The sequence below is a fragment of the Novosphingobium sp. genome, from assembly GCF_031417815.1.
Classification (GTDB): Bacteria; Pseudomonadota; Alphaproteobacteria; order Sphingomonadales; family Sphingomonadaceae; genus Novosphingobium.
The window spans coordinates 1-17,320 of sequence record NZ_JANOWI010000056.1 but is presented as its reverse complement, the minus strand read 5'-3'; the positions used below and the strand labels follow the sequence as shown (position 1 = coordinate 17,320).

Annotated in this window: 18 protein-coding genes; 16 read left to right on the top strand and 2 right to left on the bottom strand. The window is 63.5% G+C overall.

All coding sequences use genetic code 11. The features are described 5' to 3' along the window. The first annotated feature begins 32 nt into the window (after nucleotides 1-32). Entirely contained in the window at nucleotides 33-623 is a 591-nt protein-coding gene (locus RMN99_RS13995) for a hypothetical protein (RefSeq protein WP_309623942.1), read from the top strand. A gap of 1 nt (nucleotide 624) precedes the next feature. Here the strand turns inward: RMN99_RS13995 and RMN99_RS13990 are convergent, their stop codons facing one another. Then, complete coding sequence (locus RMN99_RS13990) at nucleotides 625-1,470, bottom strand: hypothetical protein (RefSeq protein ID WP_309623941.1); 846 nt, start codon at nucleotides 1,468-1,470, stop codon at nucleotides 625-627. A 418-nt stretch (nucleotides 1,471-1,888) separates the two neighbouring features. Between RMN99_RS13990 and RMN99_RS13985 the strand changes: the two genes are divergently transcribed. From RMN99_RS13985 to RMN99_RS13915, 15 genes are all read left to right on the top strand, one after another. After that, on the top strand, nucleotides 1,889-2,074 hold the full coding sequence (locus RMN99_RS13985; protein WP_309623940.1) for a Flp family type IVb pilin: 186 nt from the start codon (nucleotides 1,889-1,891) through the stop codon (nucleotides 2,072-2,074). Nucleotides 2,075-2,257: 183 nt separating this feature from the next. Next, nucleotides 2,258-2,434, top strand: a complete 177-nt coding sequence (locus RMN99_RS13980) for a Flp family type IVb pilin (protein WP_309623939.1) — start codon at nucleotides 2,258-2,260, stop codon at nucleotides 2,432-2,434. Between the two features lie 73 nt (nucleotides 2,435-2,507). Next, complete coding sequence (gene cpaB, locus RMN99_RS13975) at nucleotides 2,508-3,428, top strand: Flp pilus assembly protein CpaB (protein WP_309623938.1); 921 nt, start codon at nucleotides 2,508-2,510, stop codon at nucleotides 3,426-3,428. Beyond that, on the top strand, nucleotides 3,418-4,914 hold the full coding sequence (locus RMN99_RS13970; RefSeq protein ID WP_309623937.1) for a type II and III secretion system protein family protein: 1,497 nt from the start codon (nucleotides 3,418-3,420) through the stop codon (nucleotides 4,912-4,914). The genes cpaB and RMN99_RS13970 overlap by 11 nt, the downstream gene beginning before the upstream one ends. Continuing rightward, nucleotides 4,904-5,212 (top strand): hypothetical protein, encoded by a 309-nt coding sequence (locus RMN99_RS13965; protein WP_309623936.1) that lies wholly within the window; start codon nucleotides 4,904-4,906, stop codon nucleotides 5,210-5,212. Before RMN99_RS13970 ends, RMN99_RS13965 begins: the two co-directional genes overlap by 11 nt. 22 nt (nucleotides 5,213-5,234) lie before the next feature. After that, nucleotides 5,235-6,842: a pilus assembly protein gene (locus tag RMN99_RS13960; RefSeq protein WP_309623935.1), complete on the top strand. Its 1,608-nt coding sequence runs from the start codon at nucleotides 5,235-5,237 to the stop codon at nucleotides 6,840-6,842. A 2-nt stretch (nucleotides 6,843-6,844) separates the two neighbouring features. Next, entirely contained in the window at nucleotides 6,845-7,333 is a 489-nt protein-coding gene (locus tag RMN99_RS13955) for a TadE/TadG family type IV pilus assembly protein (protein WP_309623934.1), read from the top strand. Further along, a complete protein-coding gene (locus tag RMN99_RS13950) occupies nucleotides 7,330-7,932 on the top strand; it encodes a pilus assembly protein (RefSeq protein ID WP_309623933.1) in 603 nt (200 codons plus the stop codon). The genes RMN99_RS13955 and RMN99_RS13950 overlap by 4 nt, the downstream gene beginning before the upstream one ends. Nucleotides 7,933-8,007: 75 nt before the next feature. Next, a complete protein-coding gene (locus RMN99_RS13945) occupies nucleotides 8,008-9,135 on the top strand; it encodes a pilus assembly protein CpaE (protein WP_309623932.1) in 1,128 nt (375 codons plus the stop codon). Further along, on the top strand, nucleotides 9,135-10,526 hold the full coding sequence (locus RMN99_RS13940) for a CpaF family protein (protein WP_409035257.1): 1,392 nt from the start codon (nucleotides 9,135-9,137) through the stop codon (nucleotides 10,524-10,526). Before RMN99_RS13945 ends, RMN99_RS13940 begins: the two co-directional genes overlap by 1 nt. Further along, complete coding sequence (locus RMN99_RS13935) at nucleotides 10,523-11,524, top strand: type II secretion system F family protein (protein ID WP_309623931.1); 1,002 nt, start codon at nucleotides 10,523-10,525, stop codon at nucleotides 11,522-11,524. Before RMN99_RS13940 ends, RMN99_RS13935 begins: the two co-directional genes overlap by 4 nt. Before the next feature lie 3 nt (nucleotides 11,525-11,527). Next, complete coding sequence (locus RMN99_RS13930; RefSeq protein ID WP_309623930.1) at nucleotides 11,528-12,505, top strand: type II secretion system F family protein; 978 nt, start codon at nucleotides 11,528-11,530, stop codon at nucleotides 12,503-12,505. Nucleotide 12,506: 1 nt separating this feature from the next. Beyond that, the gene (locus RMN99_RS13925; protein WP_309623929.1) at nucleotides 12,507-13,325 is read left to right on the top strand and encodes a hypothetical protein; all 819 of its coding nucleotides are present in this window, start codon (nucleotides 12,507-12,509) and stop codon (nucleotides 13,323-13,325) included. A 5-nt stretch (nucleotides 13,326-13,330) separates the two neighbouring features. After that, nucleotides 13,331-13,810 carry a prepilin peptidase gene (locus tag RMN99_RS13920; RefSeq protein WP_309623928.1) on the top strand — a complete coding sequence of 160 codons (480 nt, stop codon included), beginning with the start codon at nucleotides 13,331-13,333 and terminating at the stop codon, nucleotides 13,808-13,810. Continuing rightward, on the top strand, nucleotides 13,807-14,526 hold the full coding sequence (locus tag RMN99_RS13915) for a M23 family metallopeptidase (protein WP_309623927.1): 720 nt from the start codon (nucleotides 13,807-13,809) through the stop codon (nucleotides 14,524-14,526). The genes RMN99_RS13920 and RMN99_RS13915 overlap by 4 nt, the downstream gene beginning before the upstream one ends. 33 nt (nucleotides 14,527-14,559) lie before the next feature. Here the strand turns inward: RMN99_RS13915 and RMN99_RS13910 are convergent, their stop codons facing one another. Next, nucleotides 14,560-16,437 carry an ABC-F family ATP-binding cassette domain-containing protein gene (locus RMN99_RS13910; protein WP_309623926.1) on the bottom strand — a complete coding sequence of 626 codons (1,878 nt, stop codon included), beginning with the start codon at nucleotides 16,435-16,437 and terminating at the stop codon, nucleotides 14,560-14,562. Nucleotides 16,438-17,320 lie beyond the last annotated feature (883 nt).

The window sequence follows — 17,320 nt, the reverse complement described above, 5'->3', positions numbered from 1 at the left end:
CCGTGTCAGACCAGACAGGAGGCAGGGGGCCGATGCACAAGGCGTTTGGGATGCTCGCCAGCCTGTTGCCGCTGCTGGGCGGCTGCGGGCAGTTGTTCGGCACGGTGGTGGAGATGCCGCGCGATTCTGCCGCGACGATGCTGTACAACATGGGCTCCGCCGCCAACCTGATGGACATGCCGCTGGGGCTTTCAGGGACCCGGATGGCCGTTGCGCGCAGCAGTGATGGTGTTGTCTGGACTTACAGCCGCTACGGCAAGCCCACTTGCACCTTCACCGCCCATGTCAGCGAGGAATCGGCGGAAACCAGCCTGGTCTGGTCCGAAGTCGATGAAATCGGCCACGAGGGCGAGGATTACCTGTGCGCGGCGGTGGGTGTGATCGGCAAGGAAAGCGTGGCGGCAACGCTGGAAGGCCGCGCAGCCGATACGATCGGAGCGCAGCGCGAGATTGCCGCGCTGGCGCCCGCGCATCTGTCATCGGTGTTCAAAGGGATCAGCGACGAAATGACCCGCCAGACCCGATCGGAAACCAGCGATTGCCACGAACTTGGCACTTCGGCAGCGCAGGCCAGTTGCGGCGGCACCAGAGGACTTAAAGACCCGACCGACAGGCGGGATTAGCTCAGGCCATGGCCACGCGGTGGCGGAAGGTCAGGTTGATGCGCTTTGACAGCAGCAGATAGGGCAGCCAGATCGCCACGCTGATCAGCACCTTCTTGATGTTGCCATCCAGGAACGGCTGCATCGCAGGCGCGATTTCGGCAGGCATGGAAGCCACGCTCATCGCATAACGCGCAATTCCCAGCTGCATGCAGATATCGTAGAGCCAGGTATACAGCAGCATCCGCGGGAAAAGCGGCGCACCGCGCAGCGCCATTACCAGGCAGGTCGAATAGAGGAAGGTCATGATCAGCAGATCGGCGGTCATCGCAGTGAACAGCGCCACCGCCCAGTCCGGCCCCTGCAGCGGCACGGCCGGCATGGCCAGCGCATACTGGCCCAGCCGCACAAAGATCGACAGGACGATGCCCGCCACCAGCGAAGCCAGAAAGCCTTCGATCCCGTAGCCTTCGCGGCGCAGCGCCTCGGCCCGGGTCAGCCGCTGCCAGGTACCGGCCACGGCCATGCTGAAGCTGGGGCGTGAAAGGGACTTTTCGGTGTTGAAGGCGCCAGACACGATCTGCCAGGCGGCCAGCGGGGTCAGCGCGATCAGCAGATAGGTTGCGGCCAGCGGCAGGATCACCGCCAGCGGCAAGGGCCGATCCATCGCCTGATGCAACCGCACCAGCTTGGTTGCCCCCATTATGGCGACCAGCACAGCCCAGGCGGCGATGATTTTCGGCAGATGGCGATCGATCAACCGGATCACATCACGCGATTTCGCCAGCGCCAGGTTGCACAGTTTCGACCAGGTCTGGGTTGTTAACTGGACTATCACATCATGCCCCTTGGCTGGTTCGCCGTTCAAGCCGGCGCGCGCATTATCGTCACCGCGTGGTTAACAAACCATCAAATGCCCGCCCGGTTCCATGCAAAACGACTCACTTGCGCAGCCGGGTAGTGTGCTGAGGGGTGTCGCATATATACAAGTCTGCACCGCCGTTAACGCACATTTTTTACAGACTTTATGGTTAACGGGTTGTTATTCTTTGTTAAAAAATTCCTGACATAAAGCCTTTGACCTCTCGTCTGGCTGTGACATTTTAAGGGCATCCCGTGGAAAGGGTGCGAAGGATCCGGCGCGATGTCGTTGGATTTATAAACAAAATAGGGTCGCGCCGTTTCCAGTACGCTCCACGGTGATTGACGTTTCGGTACAATACCAAGGCGTCATCATAGTCAATAAAGGTCCCGGCATTTCGGGGCCAGAGCATAGGGGAAATACCATGTTGAATCTTTATGTCCGTCTGCAGGTCCTTGCCAATGATGAAAAGGGTGCTGCTGCTGCCGAATATGCCCTGATCCTTGCGATCATCGGTTCGGCTATCGCCGCCTCGGCGCTCATCTTCGGCGATTCGATCGCTTCGGTGTTCACCCGTGCGTCTGCCCGCATGGCGCTCATCACGTTCTAATCACCTGACCGGGGGACCGGGCTAGCGCTCGTGAACCCGGTCATACCCGGCCTAAAGCCGGGGCGGGATGACTTCTGCCATCTGATTGTTTTGAGGGTGGCAGCACTTATCGGCCATTTGGCCACTGTAACTGACGAGGCGTTTGCTGTTCATTCTGAAGCGCCACGATCTAGGAGAAATACCATGTTGAAGCTTATCAAAGACCTGCGCATCAATGAAAAGGGTGCTGCTGCCGCCGAATATGCCCTGATCCTGGCGATCATCGGTTCGGCCATCGCCGCTTCGGCGCTGATTTTCGGCAACTCGATTGCTTCGGTGCTGACCCGCGCTGCGGCGCGTATGGCCGCCGTCACGTTCTGACGACCTATGGGCGGGGGTGCGGGCTGGTGCCCGCATCCCCATCCAATTCCTGTTTCAGGGTCTGGGGGGCGGCATGAAATCGCGCAATCTTATCGTTATCGGAGGGGCCGTGTTCATCGGCCTTTTGGCCGTTCTAATCATCAACGGTGTTTTCAGCGGCGTTCAGGAGAACAACGAACGGGCGGCAGAGGAAAAGCGCCTGGTCCAGCTGGTTGTCGCCAACCAGGAGCTGGCGTTCGGAAATCCGATCTCGCCGCAGAACGTGAAGATGGTCAGCTGGCCCGCCAGCTCGGTGCCCGATGGCGCCTTCACCTCGCTTGAGGCGGCCACCAAGAACCGTGTCGCGCTGCGCCCGATTGTCGCGGGTGAACCGATCCTGGCCTCCAAGGTTTCCGGCGAAAACGGGCGCGCGACGCTGTCCGCCAATCTTCCGGTCGGCCAGCTGGCCTTCTCGGTGCCGATCAGCGAAGTCACTGGTGCTGGCGGGTTCGTCCGCCCGGGCGATGTCGTCGATGTCATCCTGACCCGCAAGATCCCGGGCGAGGGCACGACCGAAAGCGACAAGATGACCGATGTGGTGCTGGAAGCCGTTCCGGTTCTGGCAATCGATCAGGAATCCAGCGAAAACAAGACCGCGCCCGCGATCGGCAAAACCGCGACGCTGCAGGTCAGTTCGCGCGATGCGCAAAAGCTGGCGCTGGCGCAGCAGCTGGGTGTGCTCACTCTGGCATTGCGCAATGTCGCCGATACCGCCACCGGGCCCAAGGGCACGGTCGTGGGCCGCGATATTACCGCTGGCGGTTATTACATCCGCCGAGGCCCGGGCACTCCGGCACAGACCATGCCGCGCCGCACACCGCAAGTGGCCTACCGTGCGCCGATACCGGGCGGATCGCGTCCGCAAGCCAATACCCTGCCGCCCTTTGTCGGTCCGACAATGGTTATCGTGCGTGGGACCAAGCTATCCGTGGAAGGAATTCGCTATGGCGATTAAGGCCTATCGAGTGCGCCTGGCCGCATTGTGCCTCGCGCTGCCGGCCGCCACCCTGACCTTTCCGGCCGGCGCGCAGACCGATCAATCGATCCACGCCGGCACGCTGCAAGTTCCGGTCAACAAAAGCCAGATCGTCAACGCCGATCGCCCGATCGCCAAGGCGATGATCGGCAACGACGAGATTGCCGATATCCTGCCGCTGACCGATCGCTCGATCTATGTGCTGGGCAAGAAAACCGGCACCACCAGCCTGACGCTGTATGATGCCCGCGGCCGGGTGATCGCGGTGATGGACGTGGCGGTTGGCCCCGATGTCGAAACGCTGCAGACCACCCTGGGCGAACTGCTGCCCGGTGAAGCGATCGAAGCGCACATCTCAGGCGATTCGATCGTGCTGACCGGCACGGTCTCGAACCCGGCCTCGGTCGATCGCGCATTGCAGCTGGCCCGCACCTTTGGCGGGGACAAAGTGGTCAACATGATCAGCGTGGGTTCGACCCAGCAGGTCATGCTCGAAGTGCAATTTGCCGAAGTCGATCGCTCGACCGGCAAGGAACTTGGGCTCAGCGCCTTTGGCGATAGCTCGAACGGCCGGTTCTCGGGCGTTACCGGGCGTGGTTCCAGCCTGATACCCGATCCCACCACCGGGATCGGCGTGCTCAAGCTCGATTCGATTATCGGCCAGGCCGGGATCTTCACCGGCGCCTTCAACATCGGCGGGCTGGGCATCTCGGGCATCCTCAACGCGCTGGAAACCAAGGGGCTGGCCCGCACGCTGGCCAGACCGACGCTGGTCGCGCTTTCGGGCGAACGGGCATCGTTCCTGGCGGGCGGTGAATTTCCCATTCCCGTCGCGCAATCGGGCGGTGGCGGCAACAACAGCGCGACCTATACGGTTGAGTTCAAGACTTTCGGGGTCAGCCTGGCGTTCACCCCGACGGTGCTTTCGGACCGCACGATCAACATGATCGTCGAGCCTGAAGTGAGCGAGATTGATCCGACTGCATCGCTGACGATTAACGGCATTACGGTACCCGGTCTTAAGACCCGCCGGGTCAACACCACGCTGGAACTGCGCGATGGTGAAAGCTTTGCCATCGCCGGGCTGATGCAAAGCGATACCAAAGTCAGCATTTCGCAGCTGCCGGTGCTGGGATCTTTGCCGATCATTGGCGCGCTGTTCCGCTCGACCCGTTATCAGAAGGGCGAAACCGAACTGTTGATTGTAGTCACGCCGCATCTTGTCGCGCCGATCAAGCCGGGGCAGGTGCGCCTGCCAACCGACCGGGTGGCCGATCCGACCGATGCGCAGACCTTCCTGCTGGGCCAGCCTTATCAACCGCGCGAACTGCCGCCGGTGGGCGCGCCGGTGCCCGATGCGAAGCTCAACCAGAACAACGATCAGCCCAAGGGCAAGCAGAAAGAAAAGCAGCCGGTTACCGCCCAGGCTGATCCAGTGCGAAAGGAAGACGACTATGACTTCTAAACCTTTTGCCATTGCCCTTCCGGCAGCCGTGCTGCTGGCGCTGGGCGGCTGTGCCACCCCGGGTGGGCTACCCGCCGGGCAGGACAATTTTGGCGAAGCCTATCGCCAGACGCTGCAGGCCCAGATCATCGATCCGGCGCCCGAATACGATACGCCGTTCGGCCAGACCAGCGGCGCGCAAGTGGCCGGCGCGATCGAACGCTACCGCACCGGCAAGGTCAAGGCGCCCGCCGGGTCGGCAATTTCGTCGGTCGGACGCGCGTCTGGCGGCGGCGTTTCGGCCAGTAGTAGTAACTGAGGGGGCATAGGGGAGGCGCGCCATGCAACGTTCGCCGATCATCAGGTTCGCAAGGGACCAAGCCGGGGCGACCGCGGCGACCTATGCGCTCTCGCTCAGCGCGCTGATCGTGATTGCCGGGGTCGGCTTTGATTATGGCCGGCTGGCGGCGATGGACAGCGAGTTGCAGAACGGTGCCGATCAGGCCGCGCTGGCCGGGGCGACCCAGCTTGATGGCAATGCCAATGCCTGCCAACGCGCGGCCACCCAGGCGATCAATTTGGTAACCAACAAAACGATCGTTGCGAATTCCGCCAACACGATCACCATCGCGAACGAAGCAGCGTGCGATGCAACTGGCAACGTCCGCTTCTATCAGGACAAGAACGGCGCTACTGCAGCCACTACCGACGCAAATGCCCGCTTCATCTCGGTTCTGGTCGACGCGCGGACGGCCAACTACGCATTTACCCCGATCACCGGTTTGCTGATCGGATCTTCGCAGGCCGCGGCGATGGCCGGGCTGGGATCATCGATCTGCAAGGTCCCGCCGGTCTTCATGTGCAACCCCAAGCAGTCGAGCGATCCGACGTTCACCACCGCCGACTATATCGGCAAGGGTATCCGCCTGACGGTCAACGATGGCGGCGCGCCATACGGCAGCGGCCAGTTCGGCTATCTGCAGAATAATGGCGGAAACGGGGTTCCGGCGATCAAGGAAGCGCTGGGCCGGGTTGACCCGCCGGGCGATTGCATCAGCGTGGATTCGATCCAGACCAAAACTGGCGCACAGGTGACGGTGCTTGATGCGCTCAACACCCGGTTCGATCTCTACACCGGTGATATCAACGCCACCTGCAACGCCGATGGCAGCCTGTGTCCGCCTTCGGACAACAGCCGCAAGGATGTGGTCCACAAAGGCGGCACCAACAATTGCGCCTTCACCAACGGCAACGGCAACGGCTGGCAGGTATCCACCAATCCCTATATCGCGCCGACGACGAGCGGGGTGGCGCGCAACATGACCGCGGGCGAAATGGCCAACCTCTCGCCGATGGGTTATCCGCGCGATCTGTGCCACGCCTGGTCCGCCACCGGAAATTGCGGCGACGGGCGGGTTGGCAGCGGTGCCTGGGATCGCGCCGCCTATTTCAAGAGCAATCCCAACGCCTATGGCACCGGCACCTTCGATTACACGACCGCCCTGGGCACAGCCACGCCGAGCCGTTATCAGGTTTATCGCTATGAAGCGGCCAATTCGGGAACGCGGCTGGTCAACGAGGGCGGTACCGGCGGCGGCAGCAGTGGCGGGGCCAGCAGCGGCGGCGGCGGCGGCGCAACAGGCACATCGCGGCCCAAGCCCTATTGCCGCACGCCCGGAATTCCGGTGGGTACCGCGCAGATCGATCGCCGCGTGCTGTCGGTCGCGATCGTCAACTGCGATGGTGCCAACCTCAACAATCCGGTCCAGCCGATCAAATTTGTCGACGTGTTCCTGACCGAGCCGGCGGTGCGCCGCTCAACCGGCGGGGGCACGCTGATCACCGAGGGCAGCGATGTTTACATCGAAGTCGTCGGCGCAACCACGCTGGGCGGCGGGACGAGTGCGGCACAGCTGGTGCGGCGCGACGTGCCGTATCTGGTGAAATGACGATGCGGCGGCGCTTTCATCTTGGTTCCGATACCAGCGGCGCTGCTGCCGCAGAAATGGCGCTGATCCTGCCGCTGGTGCTGACCATGATGTTCGCCACCTTCGAGGGCGCCTGGTATCTGGTCTGCGAACACCGCGTGATCAAGGGCGTGCGCGATGCTGCGCGCTATGCTGCACGGCTTGATCGCAGCCAGTTCACCTGCCCCGGCAATGCCTTCACCGGCAGCACGGCAACGATCCAGAACCTCGCCCGCACCGGCAAGCTGACCGGCGGCAACGCCCAGGTTCCGAACTGGGTCAACGGGGACGTGACGGTGACGGTCAGCTGCGCCACAGCAATTGGCGGGATCTACAACAGCACCGGCGGCAATGCCCCGCGGGTCACGGTGCGCACGCAGTTCGCCTATCCTTCGATGATGCAGGCCCTGGGCTTCACCCAGGCGACGGTCCAGATCGGCGCTGCGGCGCAAAGCCCGGTGATCGGCCTGTGACGCGCCTGTTTGCCCTCCTGCGCGATACCCGCGCCGCCGCAGCCGCAGAATTTGCGCTGATCGTGCCGGTGTTGCTGATCGCGATTATCGGCACGATCGATGTCGGCCGCTATGCCTGGGCGGTGGCGATGTCGGAAAAGGCCACCCAGATCGGTGCCCGCTGGGCGGTGACGACCGACATGGTCGCCAGCGGGCTCTATTCCTACAGCTTCGCCACGTCGGGCGGGCTGCCGGCCGGGACACCGGTCAATGCCACGCTGTTTCCGGGCGTCACCTGCGATAATGCCGGCTGCACCTGCCTTGGCACCTGCAACTTCCCGTACACGGCCGATTCCGCCGTATTCAATCGCTTGGTCACGCGGATGCGCGAGATCAACCCCGATATTACCGCGGCCAATGTCGTCGTCACCTATGCCTGGTCGGGGCTCGGCTTTGCCGGCGACCCCAACGGCCCCGATGTCGCGCCGTTGACCACGGTCAGCCTGCGCAACATGCAATTTGCTCCCGCCTCGACGTTGATTTTTGCGGTCAACGTCAACCTCCCGCAATTCGCCTACACGCTGCCAATGGAGGATGGCAGCGGTACGACGTCCAATTAGGTCAGGAAGACTATGGGTACCGAAAATTTCATGAACTTCACGAACGAAGGAACAGCCATGAAGGCCTGCGAGGGCATGCTTATCGTTGCAACCCCGGAAAGCCTTGCCGATATTTCTCGGGCCGCCGTGCCCGGCCTGGTGCTCTATCCGTGTGACAACCGCGATCCGATTCCGGTCGAACTGGCGGCATCGGCCAAGGTGCTGGTGGTCGAGATCGATCCCGACCAACCGCGCTCGCTGGCCCGGCTGGCCGATCTTGGCCGCAGCCATCCGGCGCTGCCCAAAATCGCTGCGATCGCCAATTCGTCGATCCCGCTGGTGCGGATGCTGGTGCGCGAAGGCGTATCGGATGTGGTGTCTTTGCCGTTCCGCCTCGACGAGCTGACCGAAGTTGCGTTGAGCGCGCTGCAGGCGGCCCAGGCCGCCGCCCGCGCCAATGTGACGCAGGCACCGCTGATCGCCGTGGTCCAGTCGGTCGGCGGGGTCGGGACAACCTCGGTCGCCACCCACCTTGCCGCCGATCTGCATCAGCAGCTGGGCGGCCACGGCACCATCGCGATTGCCGATTTCGATCTCCAGTCGGGCACGGTTGCCGAATATATCGGCAGCCGCGGCAGCGGTTCGATCTCCGATCTCCTCGCCGCCGGGGCGCGGCTTGACCTCGATCTGGTCCAGTCGATGGCGCGGCCAAGCGACGCGGGCCTTGCAGTGTTCGCCGCGCCAGCCACGATCGAGCCGATCGAAAGCGTCGATACCGATCAGGTCATCAAGATCATCGCGGCGATGCGCCAGCTCTATGCCGGGGTGGTGATGGACATGCCGTCCGATATCACCAACTGGTCGCTTTCGGCGATCGCGCGGGCCGATCTGATCGTGATGGTGGTCGAACTGTCGGTCAGCAGCCTGCGCCAGGCCAAGCGCCGGCTGGAGCTGTTCGAAAGCGTGGGGATCGAACGCAGCCGGATCGCGATCGTGGTCAACCGCGTTGAAAAGCGCATGTTCAAATCGATCGACCTCGGAGACGTGGCCGATACGCTGCAACGCGATGTGCTGGGCAGCCTGCCGATCGAGGAGAAAGACCTGAAATCCGCGCAGACACAGGGCGTCTTGGTGGGCGAGGTGAGCCGCAAGAGTCGCTTCAGTACCGATCTTGCCGCCATTGCCAAGCAGGTGCACGAACGCCTGCCGTTCGGGAGAGAATGATGGCGGCCTGGAACCTCAAGGCTCCGGCCAAACCTGCAGGCGGCGCTGCAGCCGCGGCTAAGCCGGCCACCGCAATGGTGACCACGAATGCCGAGAGCAGCACCGGCAACGAGGCGTGGCTGGTCGACCTCAAGGTGCGCACCCACCGCCAGCTGATCGAACGGATCAACCTTGCCGCGCTGGACAATCTGCCGCGTGAACGCATCGGGGTTGAGGTGGCGCAAGTCATCACCGAGCTGCTCGAACAAGACGGCGCGGCGCTCAACCGCACCGAGCGGGCGACGCTGGTCGAGGATATTCTCGACGAATTGCTGGGCCTCGGGCCGCTCGAACCGTTGCTCAAGGACGAGACGATCACCGACATCCTGGTCAATGGCCACGACACCGTGTTTGTCGAGCGGCGCGGCCTGCTGGAACGGATCGGAACGCGGTTCCAGGATGAAAAGCACTTGCTGCGGATCATTCAGAAGATCGTTTCGGCGGTCGGCCGCCGGATCGACGAAAGCTCGCCGTTCGTCGATGCGCGTCTGGCCGATGGCAGCCGTGTCAACGCCATCGTTGCGCCGCTGGCGATCGATGGTTCGCTGCTCTCGATCCGCAAGTTTTCCAAGATCCCGATCAGCATGGAAAAAATGATCGGTCTGGGTTCGATCCCGGCAAAGATTGCTCCGGTGCTGAGCGCGATCGTGGAATCACGCCTCAACGTGATCATTTCGGGCGGTACCGGTTCGGGCAAGACCACGCTGCTCAACGCGCTGTCGTCGTACATCAACGAGCGCGAGCGGATCGTGACGATCGAGGATTCGGCGGAACTGCAATTGCAGCAGGAACACGTCGCCCGGCTTGAAACCCGCCCGCCCAATATCGAAGGCCGCGGCGAGGTGAACCAGCGCGATCTGGTCAAGAACGCGCTGCGGATGCGGCCCGACCGGATCATCCTGGGCGAATGCCGTTCGGGCGAGGCGTTCGACATGCTTCAGGCGATGAACACCGGCCACGATGGATCGATGACCACGGTTCACGCCAATACCCCGCGCGATGCCCTCTCGCGGATCGAACAGATGATCGGGATGAGCGGGATCGACATTCCGCAACGTTCAGCCCGCGCCCAGATCGCCTCGGCGATCAACGTGGTGATCCAGATCGCGCGGCTCAGCGACGGCCGCCGCCGCCTGATCAGCCTCAGCGAGCTGACCGGCATGGAAGGCGATACCGTGACCATGCAGGAAATCTTCCGCTTCAACATCACCGGGCGCGGCGATCATGGCGAGGTCGAAGGGCGGTACGAGGCCACCGGGATCCGGCCCAAATTCTTCACCCAGCTGCATGCGGCCGGGATTCAGCTTGAATCGTCGATCTTCAACCCCCGTACGGACTTGACCGGGGAATGAGCGCGATCATCATCAGGCTGGTTATCCTGATCTTCGCGTTCGCGACGGTGTTCCTTTTGTCGCAGGCGTTTCTGCGCAGCCGCTTCAACCGCAGGTCCGAACGCCGTGCGGTCAATCGCCGCCTCGAACTGCTCAAGGCGGGTACGTCGAGCGACGATGTGATCGATATTCTGCGCAAGGGCGTGCCCGATCGCCTGCCCGCCGATGCCACACTGCCCGAGCGGCTGTATTACCGGTTCCAGCGCATGGTCCGCCTGGCCGACCTGCGGGTCGAACCGCAGACGCTGGCGCTGGGCTGCAGCCTGGGCTTCGTCGCGCTTTGTTCGGTGATCCTGCTGTTTGCCTGGGCCAGCGGCCGCACCATTACGTTCGGCATTCTGGAATTGACCTTTGTGATCGCGTTCGCCTTCACGGTGATCATTCCGCTGCTGTACGTGCGGCGGCGCATGGAAAAGCACCGGCGCCGGATGGAGGAACAGTTCCCGGTTGCGCTCGATGTGTTTACCCGCGCCTTGCGCGCCGGTCACCCGGTTGCGTCGGCCATCGATTTGCTGACCACCGAGATGGAAGATCCGATCGGCAGCGAATTCGGGCTGGTGTCCGATCAGGTCGCCTATGGGTTGCCGCTGACCGATGCCTTGCTCGAAATGGCCGATCGCTGGGATCTGCAGGACATCCGCATGTTCGTCGTTTCGCTGTCGTTGCAAAGCGAGACCGGCGGTAATCTTGCCGAGGTGCTGAGCAACCTTTCAGCCGTGATCCGTGACCGGATGAGCATCTACATGAAGGTCCGCGCGCTCAGTTCGGAAGGGCGGATGAGCGGGTGGATGCTTTCGGCGCTGCCGGTGTTCACGATCCTTGTCCTGTTCACCTTCAATCCGAGCTTCTACCTCGAAGTCGCGGGCGATCCGATCTTTGTGTACGGCTTCACCGGCCTGCTGCTCAACTATGCGCTGGGGGTGTTCATGATCCGCCGCATGATCGATCTGAAAGTCTGAGCAATGATTGATCTCATCGCCTCCACCCCGTTTGCCCGGCTGATGATCCTGGCATTGATCTTTGCGATTGTCGTGATCGCCGCGATGGTGGCGCTGTCATTCATCGAAAGCCGGATCACGGTGCGCGGCGAACTGCGCCAGATCGCGGATCGCGGGACCGGGCTGGTGCAGGATGCTTCGCTCAGGCGGCGCACCGATGGCATCTGGAACCAGCTGATTGACCGGATCGAAAGATCAGGGCTCAGCCTTCAAGACACCAAAGGGGAAGACGTTCTGCGCGGCCGGTTGCGTGCGGCAGGGTTCACTTCGCCGCTGGCCCCGCGCATGTACACGCTGGTCCGGCTTGGCCTGATCGTTGCCTTGCCGGCGCTGTTCGTGCTGCTTTCGCTGGCCTTGGGCAATACGATATCGATCCTCAGGCTATATCTTGTCGGTTCGCTGCTCGCCAGCGCGGGCCTGTTCCTGCCGGCGCTTTTTATCCGCGCCCGGGCTTCGCGGCGCGAAACGGCGATTACCAATGGCTTTCCCGATTCGCTCGATCTGATGCTGATCTGCGTCGAAGCGGGGCTCGGTCTGGAAGCCGCGCTTGACCGGGTTGCCCGCGAGATGACCATTGCGCAGCCGATGGTTTCGGAACTGATCGCTACGGCCACGCTGCGGCTGCGGGCCGGGGCCTCGCGCGAAGAAGCGCTGCGCGGGCTTGCTGACGATGCCGGGGTCGATGAAGTGCGGTCCTTTGCCACACTGCTGATCCAGTCAGACCGACTGGGTTCGGGGATCGGCCAGACGCTGCGCACGTATTCGGCCGAAATGCGCGAGCGGCGCCGGATGCGGGCCGAAGAAAAAGCGCACCGGCTGCCGGTGCTGCTGTCGATCCCGCTGGTTGCCTGCATGCTGCCAACGATGATCGGTGTGCTGATGCTGCCGGCGATAATCCGGATGATCACGAAAATCGGGCCAATTATGGCAGGAGGGGGATAGTATGACTATCAATCGCAAGCGGGCGGCAATCGTGCTGGCTTCGGCCGTGCTGCTTTCAGGATGCCAGTTTCTGGGCAATCTCAATCTCGGCCATCGCGGCGGTGATGCGCGAACCACCCAGGCGATGGCCAACTTCTACACCGACAAGGGCCGCACACTGCTGCGCAGCGGGCGTCCGGGCGAAGCGATCGAGGCGTTCAACCTGGCACTGGCAACCGGCGAAGCGCCAGCCCCGGCCTACAACGGACTTGGCGTTGCCTATTCGCGGATCGGCCGGCCCGATCTGTCCTATCGTTTCTTCAAGAAGGCAACGATGTCGGATCCGGCCAGCGCGGTCTATGCCAACAATCTCGACCGGCTGGTGAAATCGCCGCAGTTCACGCTCGACATGACGCCCGATTTCCAGGCACCGCGCGCGCCGACGCCAGCAGCTGCAACCCGTCAGGCCAGCAACGTCGCTGCTCCGGTGCCCGGGCGGCTGCACAGCACCGGCCCGCATCAGGTCAGCATCGTTACCCTGCCGCCTGCCGATGGCATCGCCCCTGCGGCGTCGACGCGGCGCGCGCAGCGCCAGGGCTGCGCCTCGTCGCGGCCATCTGCGCGCGATTGCTCCGGGGCGGCTTCGGTGCAAGTGGTGACCCGGCGCAAGCCAGCCGTGGCAGCGCCCAAAGCCGCAGCCCAGGGCGCCGATGTTGCCGGCAACGACGCTACGCCAAAGGCGGCTCCGGTTCCCAAGCGCAAGACTATCGACATGCGCACGATGCCTTCGGGCGCGGCACCGGCAGGTGATTCCGGCAAGCCAGCGCAAACGCGCACCTGATCGCCGTGGGCGCAGCCGGTTTCTTTGGCCAGCCTCTTGGCCTTGCGGCACTGGCGCTGACCGGGCTCTTCGCAGCCTGGTCCGATCTGCGTTATCGGCGCCTGCCCAACTGGCTTTGCCTGCTGGTTGCGGGGGCCGGTCTGGCGCAAATGCTGGCGCTGGGCGGCATGGCCGGGGCGGGCAGCGCGCTGATGCACGGTGCGCTGGCGCTGGCCGTGGGGGCGGGGCTGTTCATGCTCGGCGGGCTGGGCGGCGGCGATGCGAAGTATTATGCCGCGGTGGCCTGCTGGTTTCCGCTTGGCAGCGCGATGCAGCTTCTGATTGCGGTTGCCTTGGCCGGGGGCGCTTTGGCAATCGTCTGGCTGGCGTTGCAACGTTGGCACCCAAAACCGGCCGATGCCAACGATCCTGATCGGGCAATGCTGCCGTTCGGTGTGGCGATCGCGGCAGGCGCGCTCTTTGCCAAAAGCGGGGTGGCCGTATGACACCGTGCCGCCGCATTCTTCTTGCAGCCATGGTCGCTGCGGTACTGCCCAGTGCGCTTCTGGCTGACGCAGCCCCGCTCGCCCGCGATGTGGTGCCCGCCCAGACGACGCTTGCGGTCGCCCATATCGATGCGGCCGAATCGGCGCAGGCGGGCGGGGCCGACGGTGCGGCGTTGGATCTGGATGAGCCGGATGCCCCCACCAACAGCGTGACGTTCGGGCGCGGACTTGATCTTCAAGGGACCCCGATCCGGCTGGTTGGTGCGCGGCCGGCCGCGCGTCGCGGTTCGGGCCTGGCGCGCAATCCGGCAGCCAGCGGACCGGTGATCGGCACCCCGTCGGGCTCACCGGTGCGTTTTAACAGCATCTCAAGCGGGTTCGGTTCGCGCTGGCATCCGGTCTACGGCGGCACCCGGTTCCATGCCGGGATCGACATGATCGCGCCTTATGGCAGTCCGGTGGTGGCCACGGCGGCCGGTATCGTCGCCACGGCGGGCTCGTGCGGCGGCTATGGCCTGTGCGTGGCAATCGATCACGGCGGCGGAGTCGTGACGATTTACGGACATCTCTCGCGGATCGATGTGAGCGCCGGCACCAACATTGCGCGCGGACAGGAGTTGGGGCTGGTCGGCTCGACCGGCGTTTCCACCGGCCCGCACCTGCACTACGAGATCCGCCGGGGCGGCCAGCCGCTCAACCCGCTGCCATACCTTTGATCGCCTGCAATCGGCGAGCGGTGTTTTCGCCGCTTATGCCGCGATCGCTTCAAGCGTTTCGTTGAGTTCCAGCCAGGCTGCCTCGGCCGCTTCGATCTGCGCTTCGATTTCCGCGCGGCGCTTCATCAGTTCGGACATTGCCAGCTTCGCCAGCGCGGCGGTGGCGGCGGACGGATCGAACATGGCAAGATCGATGGCACCGCGTTCGGCGGTTAGCCGTCCAAGCTCGGCCTCGGCGGCGCGGGCGCGCTTCTTCAGCGCCTGGCCTTTTTCGCGGGCTTCGGCGGCGGCCTTGCGCTGGTCCTTCTTGTTGACCCCGCGCGCACCGTCACCCTTGCCGGCCGTGGCAGGATCACCGGCCAGAACGAAGGCGATGTAATCGTCGATCGAACCGTCAAAGTCGCGCGCCGTGCCGCCATCGACCAGCACCAGCCGATCAGCCGTCATCTCCAGCATGTGGCGATCATGGCTGACAATCACCATCGCGCCAGTATAGTCATTGAGCGCCTGAACCAGCGCCTCGCGCGCATCGACATCGAGGTGGTTGGTGGGCTCGTCAAGGATCAGCAGATGCGGCGCATCGCGGGTGATCAGCGCCAGCGCCAGCCGCGCCCGCTCCCCGCCCGATAGCTTGCCGACCTGGGTCGTCGCCTTTTGCCCCGAAAACCCGAACCGGCCCAATTGCCCGCGCACCGCCCCCGGGCTGGCCCCGGGCATGGTCACGGTCATGTGCTGCAGCGGGGTTTCGCTGCGGTCGAGCTCCTCGACCTGGTACTGGGTGAAATAGCCCACCCGCATCCGGCTGCTGGCGGTCATCGCGCCGTCCATCGGGGTCAGCTGCGCGGCGAGCAGCCGGGCCAGCGTGGTCTTGCCGTTGCCGTTGCGGCCCAGCAGCGCGATCCGGTCATCGGGATCGATCCGCAGGTTGAGGCGCTGCAGCACCGGCACTTCGCCATAGCCGGCTGCCGCCAGATCGAGCGTAATCAGCGGCGGGCGCAGCTCGTCCGGCTGGGGAAAATCGAAGCACAGCGACGGATCGTCGATCAGTTCCGAGATCGGCTGCATCCGGGCCAGTGCCTTGGCGCGCGATTGGGCCTGCTTGGCGGTCGAAGCGCGGGCCGAATTCTTGGCGATGTATTCCTGAAGATGCTCGCGCTGGGCCTGCTGTTTGGCCCGGGCCGAGGCGATCTGGGCCTGCCGTTCGGCGCGCTGGCGCTCGAATTCGTCATAGCCGCCCGGATAGAGCGTCAGCTTGCCGCCCGACAGGTGCAGGATGTGATCGACCACGTTGTTGAGGAAGTCACGTTCGTGGCTGACCAGCAGGATCGTGGCCGGATAACTGCGCAGGAAATCCTCCAGCCACAGCACTGCTTCAAGATCAAGGTGGTTGCTGGGCTCATCGAGCAACAGCAGGTCGGGCTGCGAAAACAGCAGCGCGGCCAGCGCAACGCGCATTCGCCAGCCGCCCGAAAAGCTTTCCAACGGCTGGTGCTGCGCAGCTTCATCGAAGCCCAGCCCGATCAGGATGCGCGCCGCGCGCGACGGCGCCGAATAGGCCTCGATCGCGAGCAGCCGCTCATGCACCTCGGCCAGGCGGTGGAGATCGGTGCCGTTCTCGCTCTCGGCCATCAGCGCGGCGCGCTCGGTATCGGCCGCCAGCACGGTTTCAAACGGCGAGGCATCGCCGCCCGGCGCTTCTTGCGCAACATAGCCGATGCGGGCCCCGCGCGGCATGGCGACATCGCCGCTATCGGGTTCGAGCATCCCGGCGATCACCCGCACCAGCGTGGACTTGCCAGCCCCGTTGCGGCCGATCAGCCCGATCCGCCCGCGCGGCGGCAGCTTGGCAGTGGCTTCGTCGATGATCGTCCGCCCGCCCAGGCGAACCGTGATAGAGTTCAGATTAAGCATCGCGCGCGCCTAGCAGGACTATCGGCCGGGCAAAAGCGGCGATTCCACATAAGCCGCCCGGCCGCATCACGCCCTGCATCGCCGTACGTGCCTGCCAGCGGCATTGTCGAAATAGCCATCGACGTCATAGCCATAATGCTCGGTGGTGGTGCCGGTGTAGGCGATCTGGGGAGGTTGAGGGGGCTGAAGCGGGTGGAATCACCATGCGCCCTTCGGCAGGCTCAGGATGATCGGGTGCGTTTGAGTGGCCGGGTTAGTTGATGAAGTACATGCGCGGCGCGTTGGTGCGGTGCGGTGTGAATCTCTGTCCGGCTTGTGCCGGGATGCGACGATGGGAAAGAGCGAGGCCTGAGTGTCGCAAGTTGCAGGGATTTAGGAAAGTTTGGAGTTTAGGGGTTGTTGCCCCTGTCACCGTAATTCCCAGACGGATCGGTGCAGTGGTTGTAGGACATGGAGACGAACACCGGCAAGCAGCTTGCCCCAGGCAAACCCGGGCGACCGTAGCAATAGATTTATGGGTAAATGTGGACGTGTCACCGTAATTTCGGGTGTAGGAAAGGGCGGGAGGCTAATTGGGGGTTTACGGACCTGTCACCGTGATTCTGAAATAAGTGCACTGTCACCGTAATTTCGGTTTTGGGTCGTGACCCAAGAAGTTGGTCACGTGCTCAAGGAGCTCGCTTTCACTTAGCGGCCTGCAAGTGCTCTCATACTTGAATTAAGTGCACTGTCACCGTAATTTCATTGATGCCGTAGTTGTAAGTGGTGGTGGACGCGCCAGCGGTCCCGCTGGTCGCCTCGGTGAGCACCTGGCTGGCCGCGTTGTAGGTGTTCTGGCGGCGGAAGGTGACGGTGATGCCGTCGTCCTTGAACTCCTTGTGAT

Coding starts and splice junctions, on each gene's coding strand:
- RMN99_RS13960 (WP_309623935.1), top strand. CDS start 5,235: ATGCAACGTTCGCCGATCATCAGGTTCGCAAGGGACCAAGCCGGGGCG.
- RMN99_RS13965 (WP_309623936.1), top strand. CDS start 4,904: ATGACTTCTAAACCTTTTGCCATTGCCCTTCCGGCAGCCGTGCTGCTG.
- cpaB (WP_309623938.1), top strand. CDS start 2,508: ATGAAATCGCGCAATCTTATCGTTATCGGAGGGGCCGTGTTCATCGGC.
- RMN99_RS13940 (WP_409035257.1), top strand. CDS start 9,135: ATGGCGGCCTGGAACCTCAAGGCTCCGGCCAAACCTGCAGGCGGCGCT.
- RMN99_RS13930 (WP_309623930.1), top strand. CDS start 11,528: ATGATTGATCTCATCGCCTCCACCCCGTTTGCCCGGCTGATGATCCTG.
- RMN99_RS13945 (WP_309623932.1), top strand. CDS start 8,008: ATGCTTATCGTTGCAACCCCGGAAAGCCTTGCCGATATTTCTCGGGCC.
- RMN99_RS13980 (WP_309623939.1), top strand. CDS start 2,258: ATGTTGAAGCTTATCAAAGACCTGCGCATCAATGAAAAGGGTGCTGCT.
- RMN99_RS13970 (WP_309623937.1), top strand. CDS start 3,418: ATGGCGATTAAGGCCTATCGAGTGCGCCTGGCCGCATTGTGCCTCGCG.
- RMN99_RS13910 (WP_309623926.1), bottom strand. CDS start 16,437: ATGCTTAATCTGAACTCTATCACGGTTCGCCTGGGCGGGCGGACGATC.
- RMN99_RS13935 (WP_309623931.1), top strand. CDS start 10,523: ATGAGCGCGATCATCATCAGGCTGGTTATCCTGATCTTCGCGTTCGCG.
- RMN99_RS13925 (WP_309623929.1), top strand. CDS start 12,507: ATGACTATCAATCGCAAGCGGGCGGCAATCGTGCTGGCTTCGGCCGTG.
- RMN99_RS13915 (WP_309623927.1), top strand. CDS start 13,807: ATGACACCGTGCCGCCGCATTCTTCTTGCAGCCATGGTCGCTGCGGTA.
- RMN99_RS13985 (WP_309623940.1), top strand. CDS start 1,889: ATGTTGAATCTTTATGTCCGTCTGCAGGTCCTTGCCAATGATGAAAAG.
- RMN99_RS13955 (WP_309623934.1), top strand. CDS start 6,845: ATGCGGCGGCGCTTTCATCTTGGTTCCGATACCAGCGGCGCTGCTGCC.
- RMN99_RS13995 (WP_309623942.1), top strand. CDS start 33: ATGCACAAGGCGTTTGGGATGCTCGCCAGCCTGTTGCCGCTGCTGGGC.